Source organism: Roseateles sp. GW821-FHT03B02, from assembly GCF_059421025.1.
The window spans coordinates 180,193-192,526 of sequence record NZ_JBWKUV010000001.1 but is presented as its reverse complement, the minus strand read 5'-3'; the positions used below and the strand labels follow the sequence as shown (position 1 = coordinate 192,526).

At 66.3% G+C, this 12,334-nt stretch carries 12 protein-coding genes; 10 read left to right on the top strand and 2 right to left on the bottom strand.

What is annotated here, in order from left to right; all coding sequences use genetic code 11:
• The first annotated feature begins 172 nt into the window (after nt 1–172).
• From AC07VX_RS00855 to AC07VX_RS00840, 4 genes are read left to right on the top strand one after another with little or no spacing between them, the layout of a single operon-like run.
• Entirely contained in the window at nt 173–1,150 is a 978-nt protein-coding gene (locus AC07VX_RS00855; RefSeq protein WP_493163625.1) for an ABC transporter permease, read from the top strand.
• Nucleotides 1,151–1,152: 2 nt separating this feature from the next.
• Nucleotides 1,153–2,097: an ABC transporter permease gene (locus tag AC07VX_RS00850; protein WP_493163626.1), complete on the top strand. Its 945-nt coding sequence runs from the start codon at nt 1,153–1,155 to the stop codon at nt 2,095–2,097.
• The gene (locus AC07VX_RS00845; protein WP_493163627.1) at nt 2,094–3,074 is read left to right on the top strand and encodes an ABC transporter ATP-binding protein; all 981 of its coding nucleotides are present in this window, start codon (nt 2,094–2,096) and stop codon (nt 3,072–3,074) included. The genes AC07VX_RS00850 and AC07VX_RS00845 overlap by 4 nt, the downstream gene beginning before the upstream one ends.
• A complete protein-coding gene (locus tag AC07VX_RS00840; RefSeq protein ID WP_493163628.1) occupies nt 3,071–4,069 on the top strand; it encodes an ABC transporter ATP-binding protein in 999 nt (332 codons plus the stop codon). The genes AC07VX_RS00845 and AC07VX_RS00840 overlap by 4 nt, the downstream gene beginning before the upstream one ends.
• Here AC07VX_RS00840 and lptM read toward each other — a convergent pair whose 3' ends face one another.
• Entirely contained in the window at nt 4,070–4,216 is a 147-nt protein-coding gene (lptM, locus tag AC07VX_RS00835) for an LPS translocon maturation chaperone LptM (protein ID WP_493163629.1), read from the bottom strand.
• 11 nt (nt 4,217–4,227) lie between these two features.
• On the opposite strand from lptM, the gene cyaY reads away from it, so the two are divergent.
• Nucleotides 4,228–4,560: an iron donor protein CyaY gene (gene cyaY, locus AC07VX_RS00830; RefSeq protein ID WP_493163630.1), complete on the top strand. Its 333-nt coding sequence runs from the start codon at nt 4,228–4,230 to the stop codon at nt 4,558–4,560.
• Between the two features lie 6 nt (nt 4,561–4,566).
• Here the strand turns inward: cyaY and AC07VX_RS00825 are convergent, their stop codons facing one another.
• Nucleotides 4,567–6,960, bottom strand: coding sequence for a penicillin-binding protein 1A (locus tag AC07VX_RS00825; RefSeq protein WP_493163631.1), 2,394 nt, complete (start codon nt 6,958–6,960; stop codon nt 4,567–4,569).
• 283 nt (nt 6,961–7,243) lie between these two features.
• On the opposite strand from AC07VX_RS00825, the gene AC07VX_RS00820 reads away from it, so the two are divergent.
• From AC07VX_RS00820 to AC07VX_RS00800, 5 genes are read left to right on the top strand one after another with little or no spacing between them, the layout of a single operon-like run.
• Entirely contained in the window at nt 7,244–8,323 is a 1,080-nt protein-coding gene (locus tag AC07VX_RS00820; RefSeq protein WP_493163632.1) for a pilus assembly protein PilM, read from the top strand.
• Nucleotides 8,320–8,922, top strand: a complete 603-nt coding sequence (locus AC07VX_RS00815) for a PilN domain-containing protein (protein ID WP_493163633.1) — start codon at nt 8,320–8,322, stop codon at nt 8,920–8,922. The genes AC07VX_RS00820 and AC07VX_RS00815 overlap by 4 nt, the downstream gene beginning before the upstream one ends.
• Before the next feature lie 6 nt (nt 8,923–8,928).
• On the top strand, nt 8,929–9,615 hold the full coding sequence (locus tag AC07VX_RS00810) for a type IV pilus inner membrane component PilO (RefSeq protein ID WP_493163634.1): 687 nt from the start codon (nt 8,929–8,931) through the stop codon (nt 9,613–9,615).
• Nucleotides 9,612–10,136 carry a pilus assembly protein PilP gene (locus tag AC07VX_RS00805; RefSeq protein WP_493163635.1) on the top strand — a complete coding sequence of 175 codons (525 nt, stop codon included), beginning with the start codon at nt 9,612–9,614 and terminating at the stop codon, nt 10,134–10,136. Before AC07VX_RS00810 ends, AC07VX_RS00805 begins: the two co-directional genes overlap by 4 nt.
• Nucleotides 10,133–12,304: a type IV pilus secretin PilQ gene (locus tag AC07VX_RS00800; RefSeq protein ID WP_493163636.1), complete on the top strand. Its 2,172-nt coding sequence runs from the start codon at nt 10,133–10,135 to the stop codon at nt 12,302–12,304. The genes AC07VX_RS00805 and AC07VX_RS00800 overlap by 4 nt, the downstream gene beginning before the upstream one ends.
• Nucleotides 12,305–12,334 lie beyond the last annotated feature (30 nt).

The window sequence follows — 12,334 nt, the reverse complement described above, 5'->3', positions numbered from 1 at the left end:
TGCGGGGCCTGACGCCCCGCCCGATATCCCGACGGGCCGCTTCAGCGGCCCGTTTTCATTGGTGGCTGCCGCGCCTGCGACGCTAGGGCTTTTCCTGTAGGCCTGAGCCTGCAAGCTTCAGCCATCATGCCGCCTTCGCGCGGCGCAGTGACGCGCCCGCTTAAACGTCTTCATGCTGGTCTTCATTCTTCGCCGCCTGGTCCAGGCCCTGGTTGTCATGCTGTCGGTGGCCTTCATCGCCTTCATGCTGTTCCAGTACGTCGGCGATCCCGTCACCAACCTGCTGGGCCAGGACGCGACCGAGGAGCAGCGCATCGCGCTGCGCAAGGACCTGGGACTGGATCAGCCCTTCCCGGTGCAGTTCGCCCGCTTCGCCGCCAACGCGGCGCAGGGGGAGTTCGGCATCAGCCTGCGCCAGGGGCGCAAGGTCTCGACCCTGATCGGCGAGCGCTTCCCGGCGACGCTGGAACTCGCCCTCGTAGCCGGCCTGATCGCGCTCGGCCTGGGCATTCCGCTGGGTGTCTACGCGGCGCTGCGGCGTGGCAGGGCGAGTGCGCAATTGCTGATGACGGGCACGCTGTTCGGCGTCAGCCTGCCCAACTTCGTCATCGGCATCGTGCTGATCTGGGTCTTCGCGGTCGAGCTCAAGTGGCTGCCGAGCTTTGGCCGCGGCGAGGTCGTCGCCTTCGGCACCTGGACCTCGGGCCTGCTGACGCGCGATGGGCTGCTGCACTTGATCCTGCCGGCCTTCACGCTGTCGGCCTTCCAGCTGACGCTCATCATGCGGCTGGTGCGTGCCGAGATGCTGGAGGTGCTGCGCACCGACTACATCCGCTTTGCGCGCGCCCGCGGGCTCACCGATCGCAGCGTCTATTTCGGCCATGCGCTGAAGAACACGCTGGTGCCGGTCATTACCATCACCGGCCTGCAACTCGGCTCGCTGATTGCGTTCGCCATCATCACCGAGCAGGTCTTCCAGTGGCCCGGCATGGGCCTGCTCTTCATCCAGGCCGTGCAGTTCGCCGACATCCCCGTGATGGCGGCCTACCTCTGCCTGATCTCGCTGATCTTCGTCGTCATCAACCTCGGCGTCGATCTGCTTTATTTCGCCGTCGACCCGCGCCTGCGCGTCGAAGGCAAGGCGCACTGAAGATGGCTGTCGACGCCAAGCCCCATCCCACCGTCTCGTCGTCGGCCCTCAAGGCATTCTTCGATGGCGACGTCTGGCATTCCTTCCGCAGTTCGCCGGTCGCGGTGCTGGCGGCCGTCATCGCCCTGGTCTGCTTCGCCTGTGCGCTGTTCGCGGAATTCGTCGCGCCCCACAACCCCTTCGACCTGGCGACGCTGGAGCTGCTGGACTCGCTCAAGCCGCCTGCCTGGGTGGCTGGTGGCGAGCCCAAGTACTGGCTGGGCACGGACGGCCAGGGCCGCGACATCCTGTCAGCCTTGATGTACGGCGCCCGCATCTCGCTGCTGGTGGGCATCGCCTCGGTGCTGCTGTCCATCGTGATCGGCGTCAGCCTCGGCCTGCTGGCCGGTTTCGTCGGTGGCCGCACCGACGCCTTCATCATGCGTATCTGCGACGTGATGCTGTCCTTCCCGTCCATCCTCGTGGCGTTGATGATCAGCGGCGTCGGCCGCAGCCTGTTTCCGCATGCGCCCGACATGCTGGCCTTCGTCGTGCTGGTGCTCGCTATCGCGCTGACGGGCTGGGTGCAGTACGCGCGCACCGTGCGCGGCTCGACGCTGGTGGAGCGCAACAAGGAATACGTGCAGGCCGCCCGCGTCATCGGCGTCAGCGGTTTTCGCATCATGCGCCGCCATGTCCTACCCAACGTACTCGGCCCGGTGCTGGTGCTGGCCACCATTCAGATCGCCTCGGCCATCATCACCGAGGCCACTCTGTCCTTCCTGGGCGTCGGCGTGCCGGCCACCAGTCCGTCCCTGGGCACGCTGATCCGCAACGGCAACGACTACCTGTTCTCGGGCGAGTGGTGGATCACCGCCTGGCCCAGCCTGACGCTGATCCTCATCACGCTCAGCGTGAACCTGCTTGGCGACTGGCTGCGCGACGCGCTCAACCCCCGTCTGCGATGACTGCTCCCCTGCTCGAAGTTAGCCACCTGCGGGTGGAGTTCCCGACCCGCCGCGGCACGCTGCTGGCGCTGGACGACATCTCCTTCTCCATCGCGCCGGGCGAGATCCTCGGTGTCGTCGGCGAGTCCGGCGCCGGCAAGTCGCTGACGGGCGCGGCCATCATCGGCCTGCTGGACCCGCCGGGCCGCATCTCCGCCGGCGAGATCAAGCTGGCAGGCCGTCGCATCGACATCCTGCCCTATGAGCAACTGCGTCGCATCCGCGGCCGCGAGATCGGTGCCGTCTTCCAGGACCCGCTGACCTCGCTGAACCCGCTCTACACGGTGGGCCGCCAGCTCACCGAGACCATCACCACCCACCTGGACCTTACGGCCTCGCAGGCGCGCGCCCGCGCCATCGAGCTGCTCGCCTCCACCGGCATCCCGGCGCCCGAGGCGCGGGTGGACCATTTCCCGCATCAGTTTTCCGGCGGCATGCGGCAGCGGGTCGTCATCGCGCTGGCGCTGGCGGCCAACCCCAAGCTCATTGTGGCCGACGAGCCGACGACGGCGCTGGACGTGTCCATCCAGGCGCAGATCATCGCGCTGCTCAAGAAGGTCTGCCGCGAGCAGGGGGCGGCCGTCATGCTGGTGACCCACGACATGGGCGTCATCGCCGAGACCTGCGACCGCGTCGCCGTCATGTACGCCGGCCGCATTGCCGAGATCGGGCCGGTGGCCGATGTCATCCACCGGCCCGCCCATCCCTACACGGTGGGCCTGATGGGCTCCATCCCGGCCATGGACGAGGACCGTGAGCGGCTGCTGCAGATCGACGGCGCCATGCCGCGCCTGACGGCCATCCCGACCGGCTGCGCGTTCAACCCGCGCTGCCCGCGCGTCTTCGACCGCTGCCGCAGCGAGCGGCCCGAACTGGCCCAGGTCGGCGCCACCAGCGCGGCCTGCTGGACGCCCGTTACCCAGGAGGCCCCGCGATGAGCGCCCCTCTCGTCGAGGTACAGGACCTCGTCAAGATCTTCGACGTCTCGCCGCCCTGGCTGAACCGCGTCGTCGAGCGCAAGCCCAAGGCCTTCGTGCATGCCGTGGACGGCGTGAGCTTTGCCATCGAGCGCGGCAAGACGCTGGCCCTGGTCGGCGAAAGCGGCTGCGGCAAGAGCACCGTCGCGCGGCTGCTCGTCGGCCTTTACGGTGCGACGCGCGGCGCGGTGCGCTTCGATGGCGAAGACATCGCCAAGACGCTGGCCGGCTCCGGCGCGGCCCCGTTGCGCCGGCGCATGCAGATGATCTTTCAGGACCCGTACGCCTCGCTGAACCCGCGCTGGAAGGTGCTGGACATCGTCGCCGAGCCGCTGCGTGAGCATGGGCTGGTGAAGAGCGACGTGCAGGCGAGGTCGCGCGTTGGCGAATTGCTGAGCTCGGTGGGCTTGAATCCGGCGGACGCAGAAAAGTTTCCGCACCAGTTCTCGGGCGGCCAGCGCCAGCGCATCTCCATCGCGCGCGCGCTGGCCACGCAGCCCGAGTTCCTCGTCTGCGACGAGCCGACCTCGGCGCTCGATGTGTCCGTGCAGGCCCAGGTCCTCAACATCATGAAGGACCTGCAGCGCGAGCGGGGCCTGACCTATCTCTTCATCTCGCACAACCTGGCCGTCGTGCGCCATGTGGCCGACCAGGTGGGCGTTATGTACCTCGGCCGTCTGGTCGAGGTGGCGGACAAGGCCGAGCTGTTCGCGCGGCCGCGTCATCCCTACACGCGCATGCTGCTGGACGCGATTCCCGACATCCACATGACCGGCCGTGCCCGCACGCCGGTGCAGGGCGAGGTGCCGAATCCGCTGAACCCACCCAGCGGCTGCAGCTTCCACCCGCGCTGCCCGCTGGCCAATGCGCGCTGCAAGGCCGAGCGGCCGGCGCTGCTGGAGATCAAGGGCGTGCGCGTGGCCTGCCACGCGGTGCAGGAGGGCAGGGCGGTCTGATCAGCGTGCCGGCGCGGGCGCCGCGGAGGCTGCACCCGCCGGCTTGGGCAGCGTCAACGGCCCCTTCTGCCCACAACCCGCAAGGGCGGTAAGGGTGATCAGCAGGGCGACGATGCGCCCACCTACACTGACGGCGGTCTTCTTCATCCGTCCAGTTTATGTCCCTGTCCGACGCCGACTACCATGCCAAGGCCCACGCCCTGCTCGCCCGCATCGAGGCGCAGATCGACGTCTGGCTCGATGAGGACGTGGTGGACATCGACAGCCACCGCACGGGCGGCCTGCTGGAGCTCAGCATGCCGGGCGGCAGCAAAATCGTCATCAACACCCAGCCGCCGCTGCAGGAGATCTGGCTGGCGGCGCGCTCGGGCGGCTATCACTTCAAGTGGGACGGCTCTCAGTGGGTGGACCGCGAGGGCCAGGAATTCTGTGCTCGGCTCTCCCGCAGCGCGAGCGAGCAGGCCGGTCGGGCGCTGAGCTTCAGCGCCTGACGACGCTCAACGCTTGAACAGGTCGAGGATGGACTTCTTCTCGTCCTCGCTGGCCGTGCCCGGCACATTGGGTTCGTTGGCCAGTTCGCGCACACCGCTGCCGCTGGTGTATTCCTCGTAGAACCACTCGCCGTTGACGTTGACGATGCCCTCCGGCGGCGTCATCTCGTCGACGGCCTTGCCCTTCAGCGCGAAGCCCATGTACTCGATCCAGACCGGCAGGCTCAGGCCGCCGCCGGTCTCGCGGTCGCCGAGCTTGCGCGGCTGGTCATAGCCGATCCAGACGATGGCGACCAGATCCTTCTGGTAGCCGGCGAACCAGGCGTCCATGGAGTCGTTGGTGGTGCCGGTCTTGCCGTAGATGTCGGGGCGCTTGAGCGTCGCCTGGGCGCGAGCGGCCGTGCCGCTGCGCGTGACCTCCTGCAGCAGGCTGCTCATCAGGAAGGCGTTGCGCGGCTCGATGGCGCGGGCGTCGTCGGTCAGCGTCATGGGCAGGGCTTCGTAGAGCTGCCGGCCCTTGTTGTCGGTGATCCTGGCGATCAGCTGCGGGCTGACGCGGTAGCCGCCGTTGGCGAACACCGCATAGCCCTGGGCCATCTGCATCGGCGTCACCGAGCCAGCGCCCAGCGCCATCGTCAGATAGGCCGGATGCTTCTCGGCCTCGAAGCCGAAGCGCGTGATCCAGTCCTGCGCGTACTTCACGCCGATGGAGTGCAGCACGCGGATGGAGACCATGTTCTTGGACTTGGCCAGCGCCGTGCGCAGCGGCATGGGGCCTTCGAACTTGCCGTCGTAATTCTTGGGCTCCCAGGGCTGGCTGCCGGTGGTGCCGGCGTCGAAGAACAACGGCGCGTCGTTGACGACCGTGGCCGGCGTGAAGCCCTTCTCAAGCGCGGCCGAGTAGATGAAGGGCTTGAAGCTGGAGCCCGGCTGGCGCCAGGCTTGGGTGACGTGGTTGAACTTGTTCTTGGCGTAGTCGAAGCCACCGACCATGGCATGCACCTGGCCCGTCTTCGGATCCAGCGACACGAAGGCGCCTTCGACCTCGGGCAGCTGGGTGATGGTCCATTCGCCGCCGTCCTTCTGCTTGGGTCCCTTGACGACGCGGATGACGGCGCCGCGGCGGATGCGGGTCTTTGGATTGCCCTTGTCGGACAGCCCAGAGGTGGCGGGCTTCAGGCCCTCGCCGAGGATGGCGATGGTCTCCCCGCTCTGGAGCACGGCCGTGACCTTCTTGGGATCGGCTTCCAGCACGACGGCCGCCAGCAATTCGTCGTTGGCGGGGTGGTCGATCAAGGCTTCGGCGATGCGCGTGTCCAGCTCCTTGGTATCGCCGGGGAGGTCGGCATAGGCCTCGGGGCCGCGGTAGACCTGGCGCTTCTCGTAGTCCAGGATGCCGCGGCGCAGCGCACGGTAGGCGGTGTTCTGTTCGGCGCTGTTCAGCGTCAGATAGACATTGAGGCCACGCGAATAGGCCTCGTCGCCGTACTGGCTGAAGATCAGCTGGCGCGCCGCCTCGGCCACGAACTCCGCATGCGAGACCGACTCCTGCACCGGCCGGATCCGCAGCTTCTCGGCCTTGGCCGCGTCGCGCTGCTCCTCGGTGATGTAACCCGTCTCGTACATCCGCTCGATGATGTACTGCTGGCGGATGGTGGCGCGCTTGGGGTTGTTGATGGGGTTGTAGGCCGACGGCGCCTTGGGCAGCCCGGCCAGCATGGCGGCCTCGGCGACGCTGAGCTTGTCTAGGGTCTTGCCGAAATAGATCTCGCTGGCTGCCGCGAAGCCGTGCGCGCGGTGGCCCAGAAAGATCTGGTTCATGTAGATCTCGAGGATCTTCTCCTTGGACAGCGCCGACTCGATCTTCAGCGCCAGCAGGATCTCGTAGATCTTGCGCGTGAAGGTCTTTTCGGTGGACAGGTAGAAGTTGCGCGCCACCTGCATCGTGATCGTCGACGCGCCCTGGCTGCGCGACTCGCCCACGTTGGCCAGGCCTGCACGGATGACGCCCAGGTAGTCCACGCCGCCATGCTGGTAGAAGCGCGCGTCTTCGATAGCCAGCACGGCCTCCTGCATGACCTTGGGGATCTGCTGGATGGGCAGGTAGCTGCGGCGTTCCTCGCCGAACTCGCCCAGCAGCACGCCGTCGCTGGACAGCACGCGCATCGGCAGCTTGGGCCGGTAGTCGGTCAGCCCGCTGATGTCGGGCAGGTTCGGGTAGGCCAATGCCAGGGCCAGCGCTACCAGCAGCGCGACGGCCGCAATGCCGCCGCCGATCAGGCCGAGGCCCCACAGTGCCCAACGGCCCAGGCGCGGGCTCAGTCGGGATAGGCGGGCTGACGAGGGGGAGGGGCCGGCGGACGAAGAACTGGACGCAGCGGATCGGGGCTTGTCATTCATGAGCCGGCGGGGCGCGCCCGGAAGCGCGTTGGGAGGAGGCGGCGGATTATAGGAAGGGCTGTTGAACAGCCTTTTAAGCGAAGTGTCCCGTCAAACGCCGTGCCAAACGACCGCATCCCATGTGTTTTTCAGGAGCTTGCAAGTCAGTCGAATCGTGTATGTTTAGCAACGTGGCGTTACCAGCTCGCGCCGGAATTTCGTTCGCTGTCAACGGCTTTGCTGCTAGCATTCAAGTAACTTATTAATAGTCCGATACGTAACTCGCGTGTCGGGGACAAAGGGCATGGGAATACTTGACGCACTTTTGGGTCGCAAGCACCCCCCCCTGATTGGCCTGGATATCAGTTCTTCCAGCGTCAAGCTGGTGGAACTCAGCCAGACCAAGAGCGGCGAATTCGTGCTGGAGCGCTTTGCCAGCGAGCCTTTCGAGAAGGGCTGGATCGCCGACGGTCAGATCGAGAAATTCGACGAGGTCGCTGATGCCGTGCGGCGCGTCGTCGCTCGCAGCGGCTCACGCACCCGTGACGCCGCGCTGGCCATGCCCCAGTCGGCCGTCATCACCAAGAAGATCATGCTGCCGGCCGGCCTGCGCGAGGAAGAGCTCGAACTGCAGGTCGAGGCCGAGGCCAACCAGTACATCCCGTTCTCGCTGGACGAGGTGAGCCTCGACTTCTGCGTCATCGGCCCGAGCCCGACCTCGGTGGGCGACGTCGAGGTCCTGATCGCTGCGTCGCGCAAGGACCGCGTGCAGGACCGCCAAGGCCTAGCCGAGGCCGCCGGCCTGCGGCCCGTCGTGCTGGACATCGAGTCCCACGCCTCGCGCATGGCCATGGGGCGCCTCATCGCCGCGCTGCCCAGCGAGGGCAAGGACGCGCTCGTCGCGCTGTTCGAGATCGGTGCCGACACGACCAGCCTCAAGGTGCTGCGGGACGACGAGCTGCTCTATGACCGTGACCAGTCCTTCGGCGGTTCGCAGCTGACGCAGCTCATTTCGCGCCAGTACGGCTTCTCCTTCGAGGAGGCCGAACAGAAGAAGCTGGCCAACGAGCTGCCTGAAGACTACGAGACCAGCGTGCTCAACCCCTTCGTCGACAGCTTGTCGCAGGAGATCGGCCGGGCGCTGCAGTACTTCTTCACCAGCACGCCGCATCACAAGGTGCATTACGTGATGCTGGCCGGTGGCACGGCCACGCTGCCCGGGCTCAAGGAGCGCGTGACCGACCTGACCGGTTTCGCCTGCATGGTAGTCAACCCCTTCGAGAACATGGGCATGGGTTCGGCGGTGCGCGAGCCCAAGCTGCGTCGTGAGGCGCCGTCCTATCTGACCGCCTGCGGCCTCGCGATGCGGAGGTTCTTCCAGTGATCCTGATCAACCTGCTGCCCTACCGCGAAGAGCGGCGCAAGCGGCGCAAGGCAGCCTTCTTTGCCGGCCTGGGTGTGGCAGCCCTGGCGGGCGCGGGCGTGGTCGGCGCCTTCTATGTGTTGCTGCAGTTCCTGACGACGGAACAGCAGTCGCATAACCAGTACATCCAGAGCGAGATCACGCGCCTGGAGGCGCAGATCAAGGACATCGCCGATCTGAAGACCGAGATCGAGTCGCTGAAGTCGCGCCAGCGTGCCGTCGAGGATCTGCAGACCGACCGCAACACGCCGGTGCAGTTGCTGAACGACGTGGCCCGGCTGGCGCCCGAGGGCATCTATCTGACGGCCATTCGCCAGGACAGCAAGGTCGTCACCATCAGCGGCATCGCGCAGACGAACGAGCGTGTTTCGGAGTTCCTGCGCAACGTGTCGCGCAGTTCCGAGTGGCTGGACAAGCCCGACCTCATCGAAGTCAAGCTGGCCACCGTCACGACGAATACGCGTGACGCGCGCCGCCTGCTGGACTTCTCGATGAAGGTCTCGATCAAGGCCCCGCCGCGCGACGCCGCCCAGGGTGCTTCCGCGCCGAAGAAGAGCTGACCGACCATGGCCACCTCCACATCCAAGATCGACCTCAACGCCTGGTTCGCCGAGCTGTCGGGCCAGTTCCAGGGGCTCAACCCCAAGGAGCCGGGCCAGTGGCCCTGGCTGCCCAAGCTGGTGTCTGCGCTCGCGGTGATGCTGGCCGTCATCGCGGCAGGCTACGCCTTCCTGCTCTCCGACGTCCAGGCGGGCCTGGACGCCGAGCGCGACCGCGAACCCCAGTTGCGTCAGGACTACCAGGCCAAGCTGGCCCAGGCCGTCAACCTGCCTGAGTTGCGCAAGCAGAAAAGCCAGGTCGAGGAGTACGTGACCCAGCTCGAGAAGCAGTTGCCTGGCAAGGCCGAGATCGATTCGCTGCTGTCCGACATCAGCAGTGCCGGCGTCGGCCGCGGGCTGCAGTTCGAGCTGTTCCGACCCGGGCAGGTGCTGATCAAGGATTACTACGCGGAATTGCCGATCGCGGTGAAGGTGTCGGGCCGCTATCACGACATCGGTGCATTTGCGGCCGACGTGTCCAATCTGTCGCGCATCGTCACGTTGCACAACCTCATCGTCGTGGCGCCGAACGGCCCGCGGGATGCGAACGGCCCGTTGACGATGGAGGCGACGGCGCGCACCTATCGCTATCTCGACTCCGCCGAGGTGGCCGAGCAGCGCAAGTCCGCGGCCAAGGCTGGGGGCAAGAAATGAAGCGCCTGCTGATTCCGCTCTCGGGCGCCCTGCTGCTCGCTGGTTGCGGCAGTGATATCGATGAACTGCGGCAGTGGATGGAGCAGCAGCGCAAGGAGGCCAAGGCCACCGTCGCGCCCCTGCTGCCGCCCAAGAAATTCCTGCCGCAACCCTATGAATCCACCGCTGGCGTGGACCCCTTCAGCCCGCAGAAGCTCAGTGTGGCGATCAAGCAGGAGGCGGCTCAGCCCAACTCCTTGCTGACGGCCGAAATCAGCCGCCGCAAGGAGCCGCTGGAGGCCTATCCGCTGGACAGCATGAACATGGTCGGCAGCCTGACGCGTGAGAACCGGCGCTATGCGCTGCTGCGCGTCGACAACCTGCTGTACCAGGTCAAGGCCGGGGACTACCTCGGTCAGAACTTCGGCCGCATCACCAAGATCAGCGAAACCGAAATCACGTTGCGAGAAGTCGTCCAGGACGCTGCGGGCGAGTGGATCGAGCGCACCAGTACCCTCCAGCTACAGGAGAAGGGACGATGAACAGGACAACGCAGGAGAGCAAGTCGATGGGCCGTGGCTGGTTGCTGGGATTCGCACTCGCGCTGCTGGCTACGCCTGCGGCATGGGCGCAGACGCAGATACGCTCGATCAACTCCAGTCAGCAGGCTGGTGTCGACGTCGTGCGCATCGAACTGAGCGAGCCGCTGGCGGCACTGCCGGCGGGCTTCACCATCCAGGCGCCGCCGCGCATCGCCATCGATCTGCCGGGTGTCGTGAACGGCATCGGGCGCAATCAGGTCGACATCAACCAGGGCAATCTGCGTTCGGCCAATGTCGCGCAGGCCGGGGACCGGTCGCGCATCGTGCTGAATCTGCGCAATGCTTCGGGCTACCGGGCGAAGCTGGAAGGCAACGCGCTCGTCGTCGTGCTGGACACGGGAGCTGCGCCGGCGCAGGCCAGCAGCGAGCCGGTGCATTTCGCTCAAAGCCTGAATGCCGCACCGCAGGCGCTGCGAGATGTGGACTTCCGCCGCGGCCCCGACGGCGCAGGTCGCGTGGTTGTGAACCTGCCCAGCAACCAGGTGGGCGTGGACATCCAGCAGCAGGGCCAGAATCTGGTCGTCGAATTCCTGCGCTCCAGCGTGCCCGAGAACCTGCGCCGCAAGGTCGACGTGGTCGACTTCGGTACGCCGGTGCAGATGATCACGACGACCCAGATCGGTGACCGTGTGCGCATGGTCGTCGAGCCCCGCGGCAACTGGGAGCACAGCGCCTACCAGAGCGACAACCAGTTCGTGCTGGAGGTGCGGCCGCAGAAGATCGACCCGAACAAGCTGACCCAGGGCCCGGGCTATGCCGGTGACAAGCTGTCGCTGAACTTCCAGAACATCGAGGTTCGCGCGCTGCTGCAGGTCATTGCCGACTTCACGAACTTCAACGTCGTCACCAGCGACACCGTGACGGGCAACGTCACGCTGCGCCTGAAGGACGTGCCTTGGGACCAGGCGCTGGACATCATCATGCAGGCCAAGGGCCTGGGCCTGAAGAAGTCCGGCAACGTGCTGTGGATCGCACCCAAGGACGAGCTCGCCGCCAAGGAGAAGCTCGACCTCGAATCCAAGGCCGCCATCGCGCAGCTCGAGCCGGTGCGCAACCAGTCCTTCCAGCTCAACTATGTGAAGGCCGAGGACATCGCCAAGGGCCTGACCGGCCAGAGCATCGGCTCCAGCAGCGGCGGCGGCAGCGGTTCGGGCTCGGGCACGCGCATCCTGTCGGCCCGCGGCAGCGTCATCTTCGAGCCGCGCACAAACCAGCTCTTCGTGTCCGACGTGCCGAGCAAGCTCGAAGAGATCCAGGCCATGATCGCCAAGATCGACATCCCGGTGCGCCAGGTGCTGATCGAGGCCCGCATCGTCGAGGCCAACGACAAGTTCGGTCGTGCGCTGGGCATCAAGCTCGGTGCCAACGACGTGCGCGGCCAGCAGGGCGGCATCCCCGGCTACAGCGTCGGTGGCGGCAACTACGTGACCGTGGGCGGCAACTACAGCGGGATCGGCAGCCAGACCAACCAGGGCGTGGCGGCGAACTACAACAACACGCAGTTCATCAATCTGCCTGCCAACGTGTCGTCCGATGCCTTCAGCAACGGCACGGCGGCGACCGTGGCCCTCTCCCTGTTCAGCGCCACGGCCAACCGCTTCCTGAACCTGGAACTGTCGGCGCTCGAATCGGACGGCAAGGGCAAGGTCGTGTCCAGCCCGCGCGTCATCACTGCCGATCAGGTCAAGGCCCTGATCGAGCAGGGCGAGGAACTGCCCTACCAGGTGGCCACGGCCAGCGGTGCGACGTCCATCGCCTTCCGCAAGGCCAACCTCAAGCTGGAGGTCACGCCGCAGATCACGCCGGAAGGCAGCGTCATCCTGAACGTGGACGTCAACAAGGACAGCCGCGGCACGCTGACGCCGCAGGGCTATGCCATCAACACCAAGCATGTCCAGACGCAGGTGCTGGTCGAGAACGGCGGCACCGTCGTCATCGGTGGCATCTACACCCAGGACGAGGGCGAGACGGTGAACAAGGTGCCACTGCTGGGTGATGTGCCCGTGCTGGGCAACCTGTTCAAGAACAAGACCCGCACGACGGCCAAGACTGAACTCCTGATCTTCCTGACACCCAAGGTGGTCAACGAGCGCGCCACCGTGCGCTGAAGATCTACTTTTTGACGATGTGTCCGCACT